The 20,957-nt window shown below is 50.6% G+C and carries 16 protein-coding genes; 5 read left to right on the top strand and 11 right to left on the bottom strand.

Annotation, left to right across the window (positions count from 1 at the left end):
- Positions 1-2: 2 nt before the first annotated feature.
- The 3 genes from J2Y43_RS23780 to J2Y43_RS23770 form a co-directional block, all read right to left on the bottom strand.
- Entirely contained in the window at positions 3-1,013 is a 1,011-nt protein-coding gene (locus J2Y43_RS23780; protein ID WP_309988663.1) for a zinc-binding dehydrogenase, read from the bottom strand.
- A 98-nt stretch (positions 1,014-1,111) separates the two neighbouring features.
- Positions 1,112-1,900, bottom strand: a complete 789-nt coding sequence (locus J2Y43_RS23775) for an NIPSNAP family protein (RefSeq protein WP_309988666.1) — start codon at positions 1,898-1,900, stop codon at positions 1,112-1,114.
- Between the two features lie 101 nt (positions 1,901-2,001).
- Positions 2,002-3,033 carry a type IX secretion system membrane protein PorP/SprF gene (locus J2Y43_RS23770; protein WP_223405934.1) on the bottom strand — a complete coding sequence of 344 codons (1,032 nt, stop codon included), beginning with the start codon at positions 3,031-3,033 and terminating at the stop codon, positions 2,002-2,004.
- A gap of 336 nt (positions 3,034-3,369) precedes the next feature.
- Between J2Y43_RS23770 and J2Y43_RS23765 the strand changes: the two genes are divergently transcribed.
- The 3 genes from J2Y43_RS23765 (at position 3,370) to J2Y43_RS23755 (ending at position 7,768) form a co-directional block, all read left to right on the top strand.
- Positions 3,370-6,126 carry a PKD domain-containing protein gene (locus J2Y43_RS23765; RefSeq protein WP_309988669.1) on the top strand — a complete coding sequence of 919 codons (2,757 nt, stop codon included), beginning with the start codon at positions 3,370-3,372 and terminating at the stop codon, positions 6,124-6,126.
- A 102-nt stretch (positions 6,127-6,228) separates the two neighbouring features.
- Positions 6,229-7,254 carry a Holliday junction branch migration DNA helicase RuvB gene (ruvB, locus tag J2Y43_RS23760; protein WP_309988672.1) on the top strand — a complete coding sequence of 342 codons (1,026 nt, stop codon included), beginning with the start codon at positions 6,229-6,231 and terminating at the stop codon, positions 7,252-7,254.
- An 88-nt stretch (positions 7,255-7,342) separates the two neighbouring features.
- Entirely contained in the window at positions 7,343-7,768 is a 426-nt protein-coding gene (locus J2Y43_RS23755) for a (deoxy)nucleoside triphosphate pyrophosphohydrolase (protein ID WP_309988676.1), read from the top strand.
- Here the strand turns inward: J2Y43_RS23755 and J2Y43_RS23750 are convergent.
- Positions 7,751-9,112, bottom strand: a complete 1,362-nt coding sequence (locus J2Y43_RS23750; RefSeq protein ID WP_309988679.1) for a dihydroorotase — start codon at positions 9,110-9,112, stop codon at positions 7,751-7,753. The genes J2Y43_RS23755 and J2Y43_RS23750 overlap by 18 nt on opposite strands.
- A 75-nt stretch (positions 9,113-9,187) precedes the next feature.
- Here J2Y43_RS23750 and J2Y43_RS23745 point away from each other — a divergent pair, with 75 nt between their 5' ends.
- Positions 9,188-9,880 (top strand): ComF family protein, encoded by a 693-nt coding sequence (locus tag J2Y43_RS23745; RefSeq protein ID WP_309988681.1) that lies wholly within the window; start codon positions 9,188-9,190, stop codon positions 9,878-9,880.
- A gap of 59 nt (positions 9,881-9,939) precedes the next feature.
- Here J2Y43_RS23745 and J2Y43_RS23740 read toward each other — a convergent pair whose 3' ends face one another.
- The gene (locus J2Y43_RS23740; RefSeq protein WP_409014493.1) at positions 9,940-11,190 is read right to left on the bottom strand and encodes an SUMF1/EgtB/PvdO family nonheme iron enzyme; all 1,251 of its coding nucleotides are present in this window, start codon (positions 11,188-11,190) and stop codon (positions 9,940-9,942) included.
- 131 nt (positions 11,191-11,321) lie between these two features.
- A complete protein-coding gene (mfd, locus tag J2Y43_RS23735; RefSeq protein ID WP_309988685.1) occupies positions 11,322-14,669 on the bottom strand; it encodes a transcription-repair coupling factor in 3,348 nt (1,115 codons plus the stop codon).
- A 207-nt stretch (positions 14,670-14,876) separates the two neighbouring features.
- Between mfd and pnuC the strand changes: the two genes are divergently transcribed.
- The gene (pnuC, locus tag J2Y43_RS23730; RefSeq protein WP_309988688.1) at positions 14,877-15,491 is read left to right on the top strand and encodes a nicotinamide riboside transporter PnuC; all 615 of its coding nucleotides are present in this window, start codon (positions 14,877-14,879) and stop codon (positions 15,489-15,491) included.
- 222 nt (positions 15,492-15,713) lie between these two features.
- Here the strand turns inward: pnuC and J2Y43_RS23725 are convergent, their stop codons facing one another.
- From J2Y43_RS23725 to J2Y43_RS23705, 5 genes are all read right to left on the bottom strand, one after another.
- Entirely contained in the window at positions 15,714-16,160 is a 447-nt protein-coding gene (locus J2Y43_RS23725) for a barstar family protein (RefSeq protein WP_309988690.1), read from the bottom strand.
- A 70-nt stretch (positions 16,161-16,230) separates the two neighbouring features.
- Positions 16,231-17,166, bottom strand: coding sequence for a TIM barrel protein (locus J2Y43_RS23720; protein ID WP_309988692.1), 936 nt, complete (start codon positions 17,164-17,166; stop codon positions 16,231-16,233).
- 252 nt (positions 17,167-17,418) lie between these two features.
- Positions 17,419-18,927, bottom strand: coding sequence for a c-type cytochrome domain-containing protein (locus J2Y43_RS23715; RefSeq protein ID WP_309988695.1), 1,509 nt, complete (start codon positions 18,925-18,927; stop codon positions 17,419-17,421).
- A gap of 47 nt (positions 18,928-18,974) precedes the next feature.
- On the bottom strand, positions 18,975-19,295 hold the full coding sequence (rhaM, locus tag J2Y43_RS23710; protein WP_309988698.1) for an L-rhamnose mutarotase: 321 nt from the start codon (positions 19,293-19,295) through the stop codon (positions 18,975-18,977).
- 36 nt (positions 19,296-19,331) lie between these two features.
- Positions 19,332-20,813 (bottom strand): DUF1501 domain-containing protein, encoded by a 1,482-nt coding sequence (locus tag J2Y43_RS23705; protein ID WP_309988700.1) that lies wholly within the window; start codon positions 20,811-20,813, stop codon positions 19,332-19,334.
- Positions 20,814-20,957 lie beyond the last annotated feature (144 nt).

The raw sequence follows: 20,957 nt of genomic DNA, 5'->3' as shown, positions 1-20,957 counted from the left end.
GGTTATACCGAAAGCACGATCTTGCCGAACTGCTGCCCGGAATCCATGTAACGAAGCCCCTGCTCGGCTTCTTCGAGCGGCAACACCTTGTCGATGATCGGCACAATCTGTTTTTCGGCTACAAACTGCACCATATCGGCAAACTCCTGCTCGGTACCCATGGTGCTGCCGTAAATATTAAGTTGTTTGAAAAACACTTTCGCCGGGACGATGTCGGTGATATTGCCGGTGCCGCCTCCGTAGAAGCAAATGCGGGCACCAGGAGCAGCGATATCGATCAGTTTCGCGAAACCCGGGCCACCGGCGCTATCGATAATGACATTGAAATAACCCGTCTTGGGTCCGCGTGCTTTCACGAGCAAGTCCCGGAACCAGGTCGGGTTTTTATAGTTAATCCCGCCTTTTGCGCCCATTTCGATCGCTTTCTGTATTTTCTGATCGGAGCCGGACGTTACCCACACTTCCGCACCGGCGGCAATGGCGATCTGGATCGCAAAAAGCGCCACGCCTCCGCCCGCACCCGTTACGAGCACACGATCTCCTTCCTTGAACCGGCAGCGCGTCATCAGCGAGCGCCAGGCGGTAAGCCCGCCCATGGGCAATGCGGCCGCTTCTTCAAATGACAAATGCGCAGGCTTTTCGGCCAGGTATTTCACCTCGGTTTTTACGTATTCCGCAAATGTTCCATTATCGGGAAGACCGAGTATTTTGTGGTCATCGCCGTAAAAATCAGGGTTTTCGCCCCAGTTTTGGGATGGGTTGATGATCACCTCTTTTCCGATCCAGTTTTTGGCCACACCGTCACCTACTTCGGTCACAATGCCCGCACCGTCGGAACCAGGGATGATAGGGGTTGTAATGCGCGGATAAAGTCCTTTTTGTATCCAAACATCGCGGTGGTTGAGCGACGCGGCTTTTACCTCAATAACCGCCTCCCCCGGACCGGGATTGGGCTTTTGCACTTCCTCAATCGCCAATGGCTCATGAAGGTTCTTTAAAATAGCGGCTTTCATAATGTTGGGTTTTTAAACAAAAAAATGATGAACCAGCCTGCCCGAAACGGTACCTGCCGTAGTTCATCATTTTAAAATGATTGGAACCGTTTCGGATGCTATATATCCGAATATTCGGTGGGATACAAGAAGAAGCTGGTGTTTTTTGAAACGTTGTTCTGATACTCCGGATTTACTTTCAGCTTATTCCATTCCGCATCTTCGGTGAACGATTTCCAGTGCGCATCACGCGATGCTTTGTTCTCGAAAGTGGTCATGTACATCAGGTTCGGCATGTGGCTTCCAGCGATCACTTCGCCATAGAATACCGCATTAAAGCCCAAGCGCTTGAACAATGGAACTTCCCCGCCCGCATTGAACATCTTCACTTTATTCTGGTAAATTTTCTCTGTATGCCCTTCGTAGCTACGCAGTTCATACACTCTTTCACTTTTCGGGCCGGTGAGGTTGGGCTTCATGTGTACGGGTGCGTCCGTGAATGCTTGCAGCACAATCGACTCGAAACGCGCGTAAGGCGGATTTTTATAGTTCGCTTCGATATAGTCTTTTCCAGCAGACACATAAGCAGCGTCCTTGTCCAAAGTTTTAGGCAAAGTCAGCAGCTGATCGAGTGACTTGATCGGCGTAAGCACGTAAATCAGCTTTCCGGCCATGGTGTCCGTCGCGACGGGCTTGAAAACACCCACATTTTTGATCCCGGCGCGGTGCGCTGCGGGCACATATGCGTCTTTCAGGAAAGCCTCTACGCGGGCTTCCTGATCGGCATTTTTAAGATGATAAATTTTGATCTCGTAAAATTCGCGCTTGGGAGCCGCGGCTACGGTGCTCAATGCAATGCCGAGCAGCAAAAGGGTAAAAAGGAAATTAAGGTTTCGGTAGTTGGACATACTCTTCAAAATGTCATTTAAATAGTGAATAACCACCAAAAAAGACTTTTGTGTCCGAAGTTTACCCTATCTCAATCCCCACTAATTTTTTTCGAAGCGCATTAGAATTTGGGACAGGAAAGCTGCCGTTTCCGGGTTTTCGGGCGCTTCGGTTTTGATTCGAGCGGGGCGAAAACATACGAAAGTGAAATCTCATGCGCACCTCCGCTACCAGCACCTAATGTAGAAATGGTAAGATCGTAGCTGTAACCGATTGAGAATTTATCCTGCCGGTAGCCTGCCAGGAATATCAGTGATTCGTGGTTATTGATATTCTGTTCGTATTTCTTGAATGGAATTCCCCGATACCATGCGCCGATTACCAGCGGCTCGATAGTCACATACATGCCGGCGTCGAACTGGTCGTATTTGCCCTGCTTTTTATACATGATCGCGGGAGAAATTGTCTTCTCCTTATCGATTTCGTCTCCAAGAAATGTGTAACCGGCAAATGGAATGCGCAAACCCGCTTGCAAGCTGGCTTTCACAGGAAGGCGTGCCTCGGTAAGTTCCGAAAATGCCTGGTTAGGACGGTTCAGGTGATGTGCCGAAACCCCGGCCCAATACCAGTCGGAATAGAGCATTGCTCCTGCACCAAAATCGGCGTAGAATACATTAGGCCCTCCTTTTGCAAATGGATCCTCCGACGGCTGGCCGGTTAAGCCACCATTATTATATTGATCACCAAACGTCAATCCGAAGTAATCCAGCGTGCGCGACGCAAAGCCGCCCTGGATACCCAGACGCAGCGAAGTCAGCTCATTGAACTGAATCTGGTAGGAATATTGCAGTGCAGCCTCGGTTGATTTGAGGTTTCCCAGCCCCTGGCTATCCATCGTTACCAGTACGCCCAGGCCACTATTGTAATTAGGCAGGAACACATCGGCGCCTATCGAAGTAGTTACGAAGTTGGCCGACAGAGATGGCCATTGGTTACGGTAATTGATGGTTGCACGCGGCGCCAGCGCCCCTCCGGCCAGCGCGGGGTTTAAGTACAACGGGTTTGCGTAGAACTGCGAAAATTGCGGATCCTGGCTCCAACCTTTCAGGCAAAGCAGTGTCAGTATGAAAAGAGGAAGTAGACGCTTGATCATAGATGTGTTGGCTTGCCGTTTCCAAAAAACGGCCCCTTTTTGGACTCAAAAAAATTACCTGATTAATTTCACAAATTATCCTCAAATTGCGTATTAATATTCAAATTAGAGTGGTTTTTACGACATTACCGCACAAAATTTTAACATTTTATTTTCGTTAGTAATGTCGGGTAACTTGAATATTCTTTGAGACGGTAGGGGTGTTTGAACAAGTAACGAAACATGGGGCGATTTTATAATAGATACCACCGATTTTTTTATGTTCTCTGCCTGCTCATGCTGCTCCTTGGCGCAAGTGCCATGGCGCAGTCGCCCTTTGTCGTAAAAGGACAGTGTATGCAGAACCCCGATTGCGAAGCGGATTCGACTTCGTTTCGCGATACCGTCACTGTTGCGAAAGCGTGGCGATGGAGCTTCGGCGACGGTAGTGCCACAGACACCCGCCGCAATCCTCAGCATTCCTATATGGCTCCTGGTACGTACACCGTTACGCTTGTTCGCACTTTGCAAAACGGTACCCAGGAAACAGTACCCCAAACAGTCAAAATCGGCGAGCTTCCTCCTGAATTCCAGCAATGGAGAATAGATACAACCATTTGTAAGGGTGATACGATCACGCTCGATCCCTATCCCAACGGTGCGCCGGAGGGTGCGAAATATATCTGGTATCCCAAAGGCGACACGACACAGACTTTAAGAGTCGACAGTTCAGGGTGTTATTCCGTAGAAGTGATTGTGAATGGCTGCAAAATCCAGAATCGGATCAACGTCAAAATTTGTATGGAGCCTCAGGCACAAGAAGGCTCCAAGTGGTACTTCGGGGGCAATGCCGGTCTCGATTTTTCTAACACGCCTCCTTCCCCGCTAACCGACGGCAAGCTGAATACACCCGAAGGAACGTCGTCCATTGCCAATTCGAAAGGACAACTACTCTTCTATTCGGACGGTATTAAAGTATGGAATAAGAATGGGGATGAAATGACGTGTACGTTCGGCGCGTGCGCACCCATGAAGGGAAGCCCCAATTCGACGCAATCGGTGCTCATTGTGCCCCAGCCTACTTGCAGGGGCTGCGAGTACCTCTATAATGTATTCACGACTTCGGATATTAATGGTGAAAAGCTGCTTACCGTGAGCGTGGTGGATATGCGCCGCAACAACGGTCTGGGCCAGATTATCGAACAGAATACAACCCTTCAAACCCCTACTACCGAGCGCATTGCCGCCGTCCGCAACGACCGCGACAGTACCTACTGGGTCGTTTCGCACGATTATGGCACCAACAAATTCCGCATTTTCCACGCTACCACAGGTGGCCTCGTAGAAGTGGCGGCTCCCGAGTTGGGCATGGCACACGACAGTACCAACAAAGCTGAGGGTTATATGAAGTTTTCATCACCCGACAGCACTACCGGTGAACGCCAGCTGGCCGTGGTGATTCCGGGACCTGCACGGAATTATGTGGAGCTGTTCAGCTTCAATGATTCGACAGGCACATTGACCTACAAGAAAACCATGGACCTCGGTCCTGCACCACCCATTGCATATGGTATTGAATTCTCGCCGACGGGGGAAAAAATGTACGTTTCTTTCCAGGGCGACAATGGCACGAAATCCTATTTGAAACAATACGATCTTACGTTGCCTGACAGCCTTGTCACGGAAACGGCTATCACCATCGACAGCTCTGCCACGCAGAAGTTTGGGGCATTGCAGTTCGGGCCGGACGGGCGCATTTACATGGCTATTCAGGGGAGCGAATACCTGGCGACGATCGGCGAGCCGGAGGGGAATTCATTGACGGGCGTCGACTATGAGCGCGACGGAGCGAATCTGGGAGGTAAAAAAAGCCAGTTAGGATTGCCCAATATGGTGCAGGATTTTACACAAGAATCACAAGGGCCGGGATTTGAAGCCAACGGGTTCTGTACCAATGAACCCACGCAGTTCCAGGCCAGTCCAATGTGTGACCCGATCGAGGATACTTATTCCTGGGATTTCCTAGGGAACGGCCAGTTCTCAACTCCTTCCAAAACGCAAACGGCCACATATACATACACCAAACCGGGTACCTACATGGTAGCCATGCGCGCTACAAACAAATGTACCGACACCACGATCGTGCAGGAGGTTACCATCTACGAAACGCCTTCAAACATCGATCTTGGCAAGGACAAAGACACTTGTGGTGCCTATGTGCCGTTGGATATGAAGGTAGACGCGGAAGTTTACAGATGGGTCTACCGCGGCCGGGTTGTTGGCCGTAGCCGTACCTATAACGCCACATCAACCGGCCGATATATCGCTATCGCATTCAACGGCCCGCAAGGCGATTGCTACGCAGCCGACACGATCGAAATTACACTACGCAAGCCGCCAGCCGTTTCCATCGGCCCGGATACTACGCTCTGCCGCGACAGTTCACTGGTGCTGGGCGTAGAGAGCACCAGATGGATAGAATTTAATTGGAGCACAGGAGAAACAACCCGCGAAATCACTGTTACACAACCAGGGTCATACATTGTTACAGTGAAGGACAGAAACGATTGCTACAATTCAGACACAGTGCAGATTGGCGAGCGCCCATCCCCAATTCTGGGATTAGCTCCCGAGAATTACATCTGTATTCCGGATGGCCAGTCCGTCATACTTGATGCCAACGGACAAGGCCCCTACGAGTATCTCTGGCCGCATTCCGGCGACACAACGAAAACCATTACCGTCAATCAGGAAGGAAAATACACCGTGCGGGCAACCAACAAAGAGGGATGTTCCGTGGAACAAACCACAGAAGTTGTCGACAAATGCGAGCCACGATTCTTCATCCCCGACGCTTTCACACCGGACGGCGAAGGTCACAATGAGATATTGCAGGTGTTCGGGGCATATTATACCAATTTCTCGATGCGCATTTACAACCGCTGGGGTGAGGTTATTTTCGCGACTACCGACATAGAGGCGCGCTGGGACGGGACTTACAAAGGCCTGAAAGTGCAGCCCGGAAGCTACCCCTACGTCATTTCCTACGAGGCACTTTACTATCCGGAACGCAACCCGATTATGAAGCGCGGATCGGTAATGGTGATCCGTTAGCCTTTCCTTTTGCAGATTAAATCAGTTATTTTTGATTAAATAATATCAAACCAGCCGCCGCTCAAAACGGACGGCTGGTTTTCACTATCTGTTCAACCGACTATGCGCCAGGATTATCTGTCCGGAGATAAAGAAAACCTTTCAAATACCGATAAAGACATCGAACGCGCGTTGCGGCCGTTGTCTTTCGAGGATTTTACCGGGCAGGACAAGATTCTTGAAAACCTGAGGATATTCGTGCAGGCCGCCCGCCAGCGCGGCGATGCGCTCGATCACGTGTTGCTGCACGGCCCTCCGGGGTTAGGGAAAACGACCCTATCGAATATCATCGCAAATGAGCTGGGGTCGGGGATTAAGATCACTTCGGGCCCGGTACTCGATAAACCCAGCGATCTGGCCGGCCTGCTGACCAATTTGCAGGAACACGACGTCCTTTTCATCGACGAAATCCACCGTCTGAACCCCATTGTGGAGGAATATCTGTATTCGGCGATGGAGGATTATAAAATCGATATCATGCTCGATAGCGGCCCGAATGCCCGCAGCATTCAAATCGGCCTGAACCCATTCACGCTCATAGGCGCCACTACGCGCGCGGGCATGCTCACATCCCCGCTACGCGCGAGATTCGGGATCAATGCGAGGCTGGAATATTACGATGCACAATTGCTATCATCCATTCTGAAACGTTCGGCCTCGATCCTGGGAACGCCTTTGGAGGAGGATGCGGCTTATGAAATTGCCCGGCGTAGCCGCGGTACTCCGCGTATTGCCAATAACCTGCTGCGCAGAACCCGCGATTTCGCGCAAGTAAAGGGTAATGGTCGCATTACCGTAGCCATTGCCGAAATGGCCTTGCAGGCATTGGATGTGGATCAGAACGGGCTGGACGAAATGGATAACCGCATTCTGAGCACAATTATCCAAAAGTTCAAGGGAGGACCGGTAGGCTTATCCACCATTGCCACTGCCTGCGGCGAAGAGGCCGACACGATCGAGGAAGTCTACGAGCCGTTCCTGATTCAGGAAGGTTATATCAAACGCACCTCGCGCGGTCGCGAAGTGACAGAAAAAGCATTCAAGCACCTGGGCATTTTACCACGCCATCGCTCTGGTGAATTGTTCTGAGCGTTAACTTTTTAAGAAGTTTTCACATTCACATACAACATAAACCTGAAAATTGTAATTTTGCGGTAAATTAGCGTAACCGCCTCCTATGATCGAAGTACTGGTTTCCGAAAAGTTGGTAGTGAGAGTGCCCTGTGCTGTGATAGAACGTAATGGAAAAGTACTTGCCGGGCAGCGAAGCGCAGCCTTGTCCTTCCCCCTCCAATGGGAATTCCCTGGCGGAAAGCTTGAAAAAGGCGAAACCGACGAACAGGCATTGCTCCGTGAGATCATGGAGGAACTTAATGTAACTGTTGAAATCGTCGATAAACTCCCCGAAACGTCCAAGGACCAGGGCTGGCGCGAGATCGTGCTGGTACCATTCGTTTGCAAAGTGGATACGACCGATTTTGTCCTCACCGAGCACGAACAAGTCCTCTGGCTGGATCCCGACGACCTCCCTACCCTCGACTGGACCGAAGCAGACCTGAACGTAATCAAAAATTACTACGATTACCTAGCGGCTAAAAGTTAACCGCTTACCTTTCACCGTTTCATCAAATTTCCCGTTTTCATAAACCAGGTGCCCCGAAACAAATGTGTGGGTAATCCGTGACCGGAATTCCGTGCCGTTAAACGGCGACCAGCCGCATTTGGAGTAAATATTGGAAGGGTTAACCTCCGTGGTCGCATTCGGGTCCACCAGGATCAGATCTGCCCAGTAACCTTCGCGGATATAGCCACGATCTTTGATATCGAAAAGATCGGCTACGGCATGGCTCATTTTTTCGGCTACACGATCAATCGGGATCTTGCCGGCCTTGCTCAGTTCAAGCATCACATTCAGCGTATGCTGCACCAATGGCAAACCTGATGGTGCCTGCCAGTAATGCTGTGCTTTTTCCTCGATGGTATGCGGAGCGTGGTCGGTTGCGATCACATCAATGCGGTTGTCGAGCACGGCTTGCAGGATCGCTTCTTTGTGATGTGGCGCCTTAATCGCCGGGTTGCATTTGATTTCGTTACCCAGCCTCCGGTAATCTTCCGCATCGAACCACAAATGATGCACGCATGCTTCGGCTGTTACGAGTTTCGGCTGCCCGTTCGCGAGCAGGATTTTGCCATTGCTACGGATTCCCGGTTCGAACAAATGAACCTCGTCACCAGTGGAAATATGCAGGATATGCAGGCGCGTTCCGTGCTTGTGCGCGAGTGAACTTGCAAAAGTGGATGATTTGAGGCAAGCCTCTTCATTCCGGATCAATGCATGAATGTCGTAAGGCACATCATCGCCGTACTTCTCCTTGAAATAAGCCATGCGGGCCTTTACAGTCGGCTCATCCTCACAATGCGTTGCGATAATGCAGGGCGCATTGGCAAAGAGCTTTTCGAGCACCTCGGGCGCGTCTACCAGCATATTACCAGTGGAAGACCCCATGAATATCTTAATACCACAAACCTGTGTAGGATCGGTACGCACTACCTCATCATAGTTGTCGTTCGACGCCCCCATAAAGAAGGAGTAGTTGGCAAGGGATGTATTGGCCCCGATCTGGTACTTATCTTCCAGCAATTGCTGCGTGAGCGTGTTGGGAACCGTATTCGGCATTTCCATGAATGAGGTAACCCCTCCGGCTACTGCCGCTTTCGATTCCGTGTAGATGTTCGCTTTGTGCGTAAGCCCCGGCTCTCTGAAATGCACCTGGTCGTCGATCACCCCCGGCATCAGCAAAAGCCCTTTTGCATCAATCACCCTGTCCGCTTGCACATGCTGTAAATCCCGTTCGATTTTTTTAATGTGACCATTTTCAATTATCACGTCTAAATACTGAACCTGGTTTTCATTTACGACCTGGGCATTTAAGATCAGCGTTGTCATGTGCGGCGGCGATTGGATTGATGTCGTGCAAAGGTATTCAGACCGGTTGAAATTCACTCATTGAATCACACAAAAATGAACCTGAAACAACTCCTCCGTGATTTTGCCGATCTACTGTTTCCACGCTGCTGCGAGAGCTGCGACCGGGTATTGCAAGGCAATGAAGCTACTATTTGCACGCTTTGCCGCATTTCGTTGCCGCGCGTCGGGTCGGATGGATTGAATGGCGAATCGCTCCAATTCAAATTCGTGGGCCTTCCCGAAGTCCTTTCAACCCATTCGTTTTTGCTGTTTACCAAGAGAAGCAAGGTGCAAAAACTGCTGCACGCATTGAAGTACAAGGGAAATAAGGAAGTGGGGATATTGCTTGGGCAGATGTTCGGGCAAGAATTAAAGACATCGGGGCATTTACCGGAAGCTGAAATTATCCTGAGCATTCCGCTTCATCCCAAAAAGCGAAAGCAACGGGGCTACAATCAAAGCGACCTGCTCGCAGAAGGCTTTTCCCGGGCAACAAGCATTCCGTGGTCGGGCGCAATGCTCGAACGCGTAAAATACACCGCCACACAAACTGGTAAAACCAAAATGGAAAGAAGGGAGAATGTACAGGGAGTATTTGCCGTTAAAACGGGCTTCTCTCCTAAAAGCGTGATCCTGATCGACGATGTACTTACTACCGGTGCTACATTGGAAGAGTGCGCGAGGACATTACTTGCCTCCGGTTGCAAACAATTTCATATTCTCACCATCGCTCTGGCACAGCACTAAAACCGAAAAGCCGCCATTCATAAGAACAGCGGCTTTTCTTATTGGTTTTATTTCAAATCTTATTCTTTATGCGTTCCGGTGGCGATCATCGCGCAACGGAAACCTACCATCGCAGTAGCAGAGTCCTGATCCATGTAACGGCGTGTTCCCGGAGACAACCAGTAAGCTACGTCAGCCCATGAGCCGCCTTTGTAAACTCTCAGCTTATCATCAACCATTGAGTTGTTGTTTTTGCTGTCGTAGTTTTTAGCCTCATCCTGGTAACCGTCGCGACGGAAGGAGTTGAGGTCGTTTACATCGCTGTTTGAAAGCGGACGGTACACGTCGTAAACCCACTCACTTACGTTACCAGCCATGTCGTAAAGACCATTGTCGTTGGCCGGATACGACCGGATTTCCTGTGTGATAATCGCTCCGTCATTGGATTTACCAGCGATACCAGCGTAGTCACCAGGGCCACGTTTGAAGTTCGCGAGCATTGTTCCCTGCTTGCGGCCACGTGGGTTACGCATGGTGGAACCATCCCATGGATAAATTCTTGAATTGGCCTGGTTTTCGTCAGAATACTGTGTTCCGATCATCGCCATAGCAGCGTATTCAAACTCAGCTTCTGTCGGAAGGCGGTATGGAGGCATTACGTAGCCGCTTTCGATACGAAGTTGTGGTGCGGGAGCATCAGCAGCTGCAACAGCTTCGCCTTCTGCTTTCTTCTTCTTGCCGAAAGAGAATCCCTTTTTCTTTTTACCACCAGCAGCAGCTGCGCCCTTGGCATTATTAGCCTGGCTCACAGCAGCGGTACGCCATGCGCAATAGTCGTTGGCCTGAACCCACGAAACACCTACTACCGGATAAAGGCGGAAGCCCGGGTGACGCAGGTACATTGTTACGTAAGAATCGTTGAATGACAGTTCGTTAAACCAAACTGTTGTGTCAGGAAGCGCCTTTGCATAGAACTCTTCCGAAGAGTCTTTCTGGATTGCATTCAGGTATTCGAGGTAGTGGACGTTCGCCACTTCGGTCTGGTCCATGTAGAACGACTGAATACTGACAGTCCGTTTCGGGTTGTCCCGGCGTGTCATCACATCCTCTTCCAAAGAACCCATCGTAAAACGTCCTCCTTCGATGTACACTAGGTCAGGACCGGCTGGCAAAGCTTTGTACTGCTTTACTTCAAACCCGTCTTTGCCGTTGTAAGCCAAGCCTGTTTTAGAGCTGGTCTTGCCAGGTTTCAAGCTGGTTGGCTTCTTTTTACTACACGCAGTTGCCGCTAATAACACTATCAGAATCAGCGCGATCGACCGGGTACCCATCTTTTGCATGCAAATCATTGCTTTAAAGTGACTTAAGTGTTTGGTATTTTATAGTATGCGAAACCGCAAATGTATGAAATCAATCGATATTATTTTTAAAAATCAATTATCAGGTAACCGGGGCCTGTTTGCTACTGGGTCATTTCCATCAATACCTGGCGTGCCTGATCAATGCTTTTGATGTCCTCGCAAATCAGTATCAGCTTGCCTTTCTGATCTTTAAGCGAAATTTGCTTAGGGTGTTTTTTAATGTAATCAATCACCTGCCCGAACTTCGCCGACTGAAAGAATTCGTCATTCTGCGAAGTAACGAAGTAGCCTTTCATCGTATTGCTTTTCAAAGTCAGTTTTTCGAACTGCAAAGCCTCTGCTTCCCAACGCAAACGGACCGTTTTCAGCAAATCCTGCACCTCATGCGGCACCGGACCGAAACGGTCGAGGATTTCCTTTTCAAATTTCCCGAGCTCCTCCTCCGTCGCAATATTATCAAGGCGGGTATATAACGACAGCCTTTCCGAAATATTTTTTACGTAGTCGTCCGGTATCAACGTCGCGAAATCGGTTTCGATCTGCGTATCGGGCACCAGGTTTTTCGGCAGGCTGAAAACACCTTCGAACAGGTCTTTAAATTCATTGCTTTTCAGCTCCTGGACAGCCTCGTCGAGCATTTTATGATACAATTCATATCCCAAATCATTCACAAAACCACTTTGCTCAGCGCCCAGCAGGTTACCTGCTCCGCGGATGTCAAGGTCTCGCATAGCTACCTTAAAACCGTCACCCAGGTCCGAAAACTCTTCCAGGGTCTGTAAACGTTTACGCGAATCGCTCGCCAGCGTCGATACCGACGGGGTTAACAGGTAGCAGAATGCCTTCCGGTTCGAGCGCCCTACGCGGCCGCGCATTTGGTGCAGATCCGAGAGCCCGAACATGTGCGCGGAGTTGATAATAATGGTGTTCGCATTGGCAATATCGATCCCGGATTCTATGATATTGGTCGAAACCAGAATATCGTACTCGCCGTCGATGAAATTCATCATCACTTTTTCGAGCTTATCGCCGTCCATTTGCCCGTGCGCTACGCCTATGCGCACGTCGGGCACGAGGCGCAGGATAATATTCGCGATGGATTCGATGTCATTCACGCGGTTATGGACAAAGAAAACCTGCCCGCCGCGCTGCACCTCGAAGCTGATGGCGTCCCGGATAAACTCCTCACTGAAAGTATGTACTTCCGTCGTAACGGGCTGGCGGTTCGGCGGCGGGGTTGCGATAACCGAAAGGTCGCGCGCGCCCATGAGCGAGAAATGTAATGTACGCGGAATCGGCGTGGCGGTAAGCGTAAGCACGTCCACGTTCACGCGCATTTCTTTCAGCCGGTCTTTGGCTTTTACTCCAAACTTCTGTTCCTCATCGACGATCAGCAGTCCCAAATCTTTGAATTTTACATCCTTATTCAAAATTCGGTGGGTACCGATCAGAATATCGATCTTCCCTTCCTCAGCCTGTTTCAATGTATCCTTGATTTCTTTCGCAGATTTGAAGCGGTTGATATACCCTACCCGGGCTGGAAAATCGGCGAGGCGTTCGCTGAATGTCTTGTAATGCTGCATGGCCAGGATCGTCGTAGGCACGAGTACCGCCACCTGCTTGCTGTCACAAACCGCCTTGAATGCGGCCCGGATCGCGATTTCGGTTTTACCAAAGCCTACGTCCCCGCACACGAGCCGGTCCATCGGGTGGCCTTTCTCCATATCGTCCTTCACATTGGCCGTAGCGGTGGCCTGGTCGGGCGTGTCTTCATATATAAAGGATGATTCCAGCTCCACTTGCAGGTAGTTGTCCTTCGAGAACGGGAATCCCGGCGCCTGGCGACGTTTGGCATACAATGCGATCAGCTCGTGCGCAATGTCTTTGAGCTGCTTCTTAACCTTCGACTTTTTGGCTTCCCATTCCCCCGAACCCAGCTTGCTCATTGCCGGCGGAGTGCCTTCCTTGCCGGTATACTTCGCGATTTTGTGCAGGTTATGCACACTCACGTACAGCAAATCATTGTCACGGTAAATGAGCCGTACCGCTTCCTGCTCCTTCCCGTTCACATCCTTGCGCTCCATTCCTGCGAAACGGCCGATGCCATAATCGACGTGCGTCACAAAGTCGCCTACCTGCAAGGATTTCAGCTCTTTCAAGGTCATTGCCTTGGATTTGCTGAATTTCTCTTTCAGGCGGTATTTATGAAAACGGGCGAAAATCTGGTGATCGGTGTAGCACGCTACTTTCAGGTTATCATCCACAAAACCCTCCCGGAGCGAAATGTGCATGGGCCGGAACTTCACGAACGGATCGAGGTCTTCGAAAATCCTTTCGAGGCGATCGAGCTGTTTGGGTTGCTCGGCAACGATGATATTGACATACCCTTTGTTCTGATTATCCGTCAAATCATCCAAAAGCCTTTTGAAATCCTTGTTAAATGAAGGCTGCGGTTTCGAAGAATAGGGCAGCTTCATTTCAGTCTTGAAATACGATTTCTTGCCGAATTCAACCGTTTTAAACTTCTTAACCTGGTTCAGAAACCCGCGTCGCGTTTCGAAAAGCTCGTTGGGATTCGAAACGATCTGTACACCACCGCCGGTCACTTCTTCCAATGCCTTTTCAGCCCTTTCGAAGCATTTTTCAATCACTTCCAATGTCAGTTCCGCGTCTTTGAACCAGATAGCGGTATCATCGGTGAAGAAGCTCAGAAACGAGTCCCGCGTTTCGTGCGAGAGTTTTTGCTGAATGTCCGGTACAATATTGATCTGCTTCGCGCTCTCAATGGAAAGCTGTGTGTCGGGATCGAACGAGCGGATACTTTCCACCTCATCCCCGAAAAGCTCAATCCGGAACGGGTGTTCGTTGGCAAATGAAAACACGTCGAGTATACCCCCGCGCACGGAGAACTGCCCCGCTTCGAACACAAAATCGGTGATTTCGAAACCGTAGCTGTTCAAAAACTCCGTCAGAAATGCAGGATCGAGCTTTTCCCCTACTTTCACCGAAAACGTATTGGCTTTCAGTGAGCGCTTGTTGATTACTTTTTCAAACAATGCTTCCGGGTAAGTCACAATTTGCACCGGCGTGTTGCGCCCTGCGCTGAGCTTGTTCAGGATCTCACCGCGCATGAGCACATTGGCATTATCCACTTCCTCGTAATGGTAAGGCCGTTTGTAGGATGTAGGATAAAACAGGACTTCGGTAGAACCCAGCAGGTTTTGAAGGTCATTCTGAAAATAGGCCGCTTCCTCGCGGTCGCTGAGAATGTACAAAGCCGATGTTTTCTTCTTGTGCTGCACGGCAGCGGCGACCACCGCGTCGAGGCTTCCTACCAGCCCTTTTACCTGCACGTGCGCCGCATCGGCATCCTTAGAGGCGATCTGCGCGCTCAGCACATCCATGTAACTGTCGCCTCCGTATAGTGTTAATAAGTCTTTAACTTCCAATTATATCAAATGCTGTGCAGCCTCAACCGCAGTGAATGTAAACGCAAAAAGCCGTTTCGGGAAATTTCCGGACCGGCAAAATAAATAACAATGGCCGGCCGCATTTTGTTGCTGTAACCAACCGGACTACAAAAATAGCCGTAAATCATTCCGCGTAAAAATCGGTCAGATCATTTTATTTTTACCTTTTCTCATCTCAATCCCCTCATGACCGACTGGCTTAATCAACCCGTTTCGTTGGCAGGACTGCCGACAACCGTGCTCGAAATCCTGGGTTTCGTCACCGGCGCGATCTGCGTTTACCTCAATACCCGCCAGAATGTGCTCGGCTGGTTTTTCGGGATTATTAATGCGGTGTTGTATGGGGTGGTTTTCTGGCAGGTAAGATTGTATGCCGACATGGGCTTGCAGGGCTATTACTTCCTGACAAGCATTTACGGCTGGTGGATGTGGAAATTCGGTGGACAAAACCATGATGGCCTGCGTGTAACGCGCACGCCCGTGAAGCTCTACCCGGTTTTTGGGTTGATTTTTGTCGCAGTAACCCTCTCCTGGGGCTTTTTACTCGGCAAGTTTACCGATGCGAGCCTCACCTACGCCGACTCGGCACTGACGATCGCCAGCCTGATCGGCCAATGGATGATGGCCCGTAAATACCTCGAAAACTGGATCATCTGGATCGTCGCCGACGCGGCTTATGTGGTTGTGTATTTCTACAAAGACCTCCACCTCACCGCAATTTTGTACGGCGTCTTTCTCATACTTGCGGTTATCGGGTTCGTACAGTGGCGCAGGGACGTTGTCAGGTATGGGCAGGCGTAGGCAGGGATTGTCATTAGTAGTCAGGTGTGGGCATTGATGGTCATGTGTAGTCAGATGTAGTCATGGATGGTTTGGTCGTCAGGAATTGGTGTTGCTTAAATCTCCTCCACTCAGGCTATACTTGACAGCTCCTGACTATACTTGACAATACCTGACCATTCTTGACCGCGCGGCGGACCGCAACACATGACAAATACCAACGTCCCGATTATGAGCGACGTATCAATCGAGCGTATCGAACGGGATTTCCTGATCTTCGAGCAATGTGCGGATGCGTGGCGAATCCTGGAAGACGATTTGCAATTCCTTTTTCGCTACGCCTTCCTCTTCCTCGTCCAGCCATTTCCAGTCTTCTGCCGTAGCGTCGAAAATGTCGATGATCGTCAGTAGCTTATCCTCGGACTTTTCCTTTGAAAGCCAGTCGCCCGAATTTCCGATGTAGATAATGACTTTCTTTTCATCGATCCATTCCAGGTCATTGAGCATTTCGTCGAGCGCGTCGAGGTTTTTACCGGAATAATCGGGGAAATGCATGGCGGCGGCGATTGCCTCGTGGAAATCTTTGGCGGACGTCGCCTTACCTCCGTCGATGTGGGCTATAAATGCACCCAGGAACGTTTTACGGACATCGGATTCTTCCCGGGCCAGCAGGAAGTGTGTGTTTTTCATAGAGTCGTTGATTTAAAACACTGCAAGTTAGAGAAAAATGGACGTGCAACTCCAACCTTTCAGTAGTGTTTTATTTCAAATACCGCTTTCTTAACAAATGCATCATATGCACGTTGATACCCCACTGATCCGATAGCGGCTGATGTGTAAACGGTACGGTTGGTTGATAATTCGGTGGCCCGAATTCCGTCAGAACGGTTAGCGTTTCACCGCTTTTGACCTTGTATTCGACCACTTTGTCCCACCACGCCAAATGCGCCTTCACGGCCGCCTCCCATTCCGGTGCACGCGGGTCGTTCACCTGCGGGCCCTCCTCGTGCCCGATGCGCGAGTGGATGTGCCCCACGCGTGTAAGCGCAAGCTGAATGGTTTCCTCCTGGTCCTGCAAAAGGCTTTCATGCACATTACACCAATGCGAAATATCGAGCGTAAGCCTTAATGCCGGGTTCTTCTCGATAAAATTCCGGGCCACATGCGCCGCGAAAAGCATGCGCCCGCGGTGGGTTTCATGGTGAATGGGTATGCCGCTTTTGGCCGACGCTTCGGTGGTATGGTCTATAAACGCCTTGTTTTGTTCGTAAGTAAAATGGTCACGGCCGCTGTGGCAATTGATGTAAAGCGGCTTCACCGGCCATTGCGTAGTAGCTGCGTCGATCTGCGATTTGAATGCATTCAAATGCGCTTTGTGATCCCGCTCGCCCGATCCGCAGAGAAAGCCTACTTCGAGATCGTGCTTTTTCAATGCGTCGAAAAGCTCCTTCTGCTTGTCTTTCGAGCCTTGCCACCACATTTCGATACCATCATAACCTTCTTTTTTGACGGCAGCGCAAAACTGGTCGGTGGTCCCCTGAAAGCCCCAGTTGGTACCGAGCACTTTCAATGACAGCTTATTTTCAAACTGCACCGCTGCTTTATTCGCGTCGGCGACCGATTCGAAGGTCGTTAAGGCGCCGGCCGTGGTGACTGCGGCGGCTGTGGCGTTGTTAATGAAATCCCGGCGGGTCATTTTAATGTTGAATGATTGAATGACTGAATGATTGAATGGGCGACGTTGGTCAGGTATTGTCAAGTGTAGTCATGGATTGTCAGGTGTAGTCATGGATAGTCATTGGCTTAGGTATTGTGTTCCAGTCAATGAATGTTTATTCCTGACTACTCTTGACAATACTTGACTACACCTGACTACTGACTTCAATTGACAATACTTGACAAGCCTGCCTACATTTGACAATACTTGACCAAACCTGACAACAACTGACTATTTTTTAGACGCCGCAACCGGCTTGGTCGCCGTGCTATCGCCCGCTTTCAGGAACTGTGCGACCTCGGCTTCGCTGAAACCGTTGACGATCTGCAAACCCGGGGACTGCTTTGCCGCTTGTGCTACCGCACTATCGGTCACGCCCGATTGCCAGACGTAAATTGAACGCAGCCCTTTCATCGACGCGATATTTTTCAATCCCGCATCGCCCATTTTGGTGTCGATCACATTCAGGTATTCCAAATGCGGCAGGCTTTTGATCTGCGCAATGCCCTGGTCGGTCACGCCGGAGTGTTCCAAATGGAGCTTGGTGAGGTTCTTCAATTTGGCAATTTCTTTCAAACCGCCGTCGGTGATCTGGGTACCGCCCAGTTTCAGCCAGGTTACCTGCTCGGCTACCGGCAAAAGCAATGCAATGTCCTTGTCTCCGAATTGCGGTGCATTTACTGCACTCACTTCCAGCAAATTCTGATCTTGTGATAATGTGTTGACGATCAGTCCTGCTTTCCGCAAAGCCTGGATGTCACTTTCTTTCGCAGGTGAAACTTTCAATGTAGCAATGGCCGATTCTTTCTGTTTTGCGCCGCCGGATCCACCCGTCGCCGAGCCTCCGCCGAGTGACGCGAGCGCCGGTTTTACCCGATCCGTTACTGCCAGCTCTGATACTTTTTTGTCCGCAGGCGCTCCCTGATCGATCCACCATGATAGCAACGCGATCTGCTCGGTACTCAATTGAGGCTTGCCCTTCGGAGGCATGTGGTTGTCGTCGCTTTCGTCCAGCAAGCACCGTTTGATCATATCGCTTTCAGCTCCCTTGCCTGCCACCAATGCGGGACCGTTTTCACCGCCTTTCATCAGTAATGCGAGCTCATCCATGCGCAAATCGCCCTTTTTCTTGCTTGCATTATGGCATTGTGTACAGCGCGCTTCGAGGATCGGCTGGACAATATCTTTATAAACAACAGCCTGCTGCACATCGGTAATAGGCTTGATTTCCTTCGCTTTTTCTTCGATAGGATCCATTCCCGCGAGGCTGCGGAAGGGTTCGGGCGTGTACTGCGTGAGGTAACCGCCTCCGTGCGTCAGCGAACCGCCGTCGTGGCCGGCTGTCATGGTCAGCAACACCGACACAGCGAATGCAGGCAGGTAAACGACTTTCCCAAACGATATCTTCCCGGCTAGCCGGTCCGATTTGACAAGCCACGCTACCCAGGCAAATACCGCTACACCAATGCCTTTCCACATATGTGCACCAAGCAGATCTTCGTCATAGCCACCGCCCAGCGACAGCAAGTAACCCGCAATGCAGGCAAAAGTGGCGCTCACCGCCGACCAGAACAGCACAAAAACTACGGTGGATTCACTCACGGAAATCTTGCCGGTCCTGCGGCCGATCTCGATAAGGGCCGCGATCAGCAAAAAACCAATGGGTAAATGCACCAACACAGGATGAAACCGCCCGATAAACAGTGCCCAGGGCGATGCTTGAAGAAGAGGAATGAGCATACCGGAAATCAACATTAAGGGATTAGGATTATTCAAAAATCAATGTATTACAACCTGAAAACCTCCGGGCATGGAACCGCCACGGGAGAGTTATCAGCGTTTACTTCCATGATGTCGGCCATATGATCCCACCATTTTTTCATGATGGGGAGCGCGGGGAGGCTGGCGGTTGTGTCGTTGGCGCCCAGTTTTTGAAATGCAAAAAGTGCAAGTGTGGCTTCGTCGAGGAAAATATAGTATTCCGCAATTCCGGCTTCTTTCAAAAGCTGGCTCAGTTCCGGCCATATTTCGTCGTGCCTCTTCTTGTATTCTGCTTCAAATCCGGGTTTGAGCTGCATCCGGAATGCCTTAACTGTTTCCTCCGCCATAGTTTGTTTTAAATACTGCTAAAAAAATGCGACTAGTTATGCGATCACTTGTTTCACAACTTTACCTTCGGTGTCTGTCAGCCTGAAATTCCTTCCCTGGAACGGATAGGTGAATTTCTCGTGGTCGAAGCCCATTAAATGCAGGATGGTTGCCTGCAAATCATGCACGTGGACGCGATCTTTCACGCCATAATAGCCCAGTTCATCGGTCTCGCCATGGCTGTAACCTTGCTTCACGCCGCCGCCCGCCATCCACATCGTGTAGGCTTCCAGGTGATGGTCGCGGCCCATATAGGGCATTACCACACCATTACGGTTCTCCTGCATGGGCGTCCTACCGAATTCCGCGCCGAATATGACCAGCGTTTCTTCCAGTAATCCGCGCATTTTCAGGTCTTTGATCAATGCCGCAATGGGCTTATCGGAAATCTGGCATTTGGAACGCAGCCCGCCCTCTACATTATCGGTCGCGTTGGTTCCGTGTCCGTCCCAGCCCCAGTCGAAAAGCTGCACAAATCGCACGTCGTTTTCAATGAGTTTCCGGGCAAGCAGACAGTTCATACCAAAGCTTCCTTCTCCGGCTTTTACTCCATACATATCCAGAATAAATTGCGGCTCCTTGGCCACATCCATTACCTCGGGCACCGACATCTGCATTCGGAACGCCATTTCATACTGGCTGATCCTCGTCAAGATCTCCGGATCCTGTACTTCCTCGTAAGTTTGCCGGTTAATTTCGTTGATCGCGTCGATCGTTTTCTTACGGATGTTACGGTTCATTCCGTTCGGATCGGTCACGTACAGAACCGGGTCGCCGCCAGTACGGCATTGCACACCCTGGTAAACCGAGGGCAGGAATCCGCTCCCGTACACACTTTTTCCCGCATCGGGCTGACGCCCCCCGGAAGCCAGCACGATAAAACCAGGCAAATTCCGGTTTTCGGAACCCAGGCCATACACCGCCCATGCACCCAGACTCGGGCGCCCCAACCGCGGACTACCCGTATGCAGGAGCAGCTGCGCAGGCGCGTGGTTGAACTGGTCGGTGTGCATCGCTTTCAGGAAGGTGATCTCGTCGGCGACGGTCTGCAAATAGGGCAGATAATCCGACAGCCAGGCGCCGGATTGGCCATATTGTGCAAATTTCCCCTGCGGCCCGAGCATTTTAGGCACTCCCTGGATGAATGCAAACTTCTTGCCTTCCAGAAATTCGGCAGGGCAGTCTTTCCCGTGGTATTTGACAAGCTCGGGCTTGTAGTCGAAAAGTTCGAGCTGCGACGGCGCGCCGGCCATGTGGATGTAAATCACCCGCTTGGCTTTCGGAGCAAATTGCGGAATACCGCTCCCTGCGATCGATTCCGAAGCCCCTGCCGCATCACCGGCCTTCGACGAGCCGCAGGAGCCCAGCAGCGAGCCCAGCCCCAATGCACCCAACCCAAAGCCAGCCGATTGCAAAAAGTGGCGGCGCGTCTGCCGCTGCACGTCGGCATATTGTAGTTCTTTCAGTAGTTTCTCCATTGCAAACTTGGTTACCTTGCCCCCCAGGGTTGAAACCCTGGGTTAGGAATATGGTTACGGGCCGATGGCCCTTTCTTTGCTTTTTTTTAACTTTTTTCTTTTTAAGCCGTCGACTGAAGTCGACGGTAGTAGATAGGTTCTTCC

It is taken from the genome of Dyadobacter sp. BE31 (assembly GCF_031457695.1).
Lineage (GTDB): Bacteria > Bacteroidota > Bacteroidia > Cytophagales > Spirosomataceae > Dyadobacter.
This window is presented reverse-complemented; position numbering and strand designations above follow the sequence as displayed.

Excerpts from the sequence above, each read along its gene's own strand:
- J2Y43_RS23780 (WP_309988663.1), bottom strand. The coding sequence starts at position 1,013 with ATGAAAGCCGCTATTTTAAAGAACCTTCATGAGCCATTGGCGATTGAG.
- J2Y43_RS23775 (WP_309988666.1), bottom strand. The coding sequence starts at position 1,900 with ATGTCCAACTACCGAAACCTTAATTTCCTTTTTACCCTTTTGCTGCTC.
- J2Y43_RS23770 (WP_223405934.1), bottom strand. The coding sequence starts at position 3,033 with ATGATCAAGCGTCTACTTCCTCTTTTCATACTGACACTGCTTTGCCTG.
- J2Y43_RS23765 (WP_309988669.1), top strand. The coding sequence starts at position 3,370 with ATGCAGAACCCCGATTGCGAAGCGGATTCGACTTCGTTTCGCGATACC.
- ruvB (WP_309988672.1), top strand. The coding sequence starts at position 6,229 with ATGCGCCAGGATTATCTGTCCGGAGATAAAGAAAACCTTTCAAATACC.
- J2Y43_RS23755 (WP_309988676.1), top strand. The coding sequence starts at position 7,343 with ATGATCGAAGTACTGGTTTCCGAAAAGTTGGTAGTGAGAGTGCCCTGT.
- J2Y43_RS23750 (WP_309988679.1), bottom strand. The coding sequence starts at position 9,112 with ATGACAACGCTGATCTTAAATGCCCAGGTCGTAAATGAAAACCAGGTT.
- J2Y43_RS23745 (WP_309988681.1), top strand. The coding sequence starts at position 9,188 with ATGAACCTGAAACAACTCCTCCGTGATTTTGCCGATCTACTGTTTCCA.
- J2Y43_RS23740 (WP_409014493.1), bottom strand. The coding sequence starts at position 11,190 with ATGGGTACCCGGTCGATCGCGCTGATTCTGATAGTGTTATTAGCGGCA.
- pnuC (WP_309988688.1), top strand. The coding sequence starts at position 14,877 with ATGACCGACTGGCTTAATCAACCCGTTTCGTTGGCAGGACTGCCGACA.
- J2Y43_RS23725 (WP_309988690.1), bottom strand. The coding sequence starts at position 16,160 with ATGAAAAACACACACTTCCTGCTGGCCCGGGAAGAATCCGATGTCCGT.
- J2Y43_RS23720 (WP_309988692.1), bottom strand. The coding sequence starts at position 17,166 with ATGACCCGCCGGGATTTCATTAACAACGCCACAGCCGCCGCAGTCACC.
- J2Y43_RS23715 (WP_309988695.1), bottom strand. The coding sequence starts at position 18,927 with ATGCTCATTCCTCTTCTTCAAGCATCGCCCTGGGCACTGTTTATCGGG.
- rhaM (WP_309988698.1), bottom strand. The coding sequence starts at position 19,295 with ATGGCGGAGGAAACAGTTAAGGCATTCCGGATGCAGCTCAAACCCGGA.
- J2Y43_RS23705 (WP_309988700.1), bottom strand. The coding sequence starts at position 20,813 with ATGGAGAAACTACTGAAAGAACTACAATATGCCGACGTGCAGCGGCAG.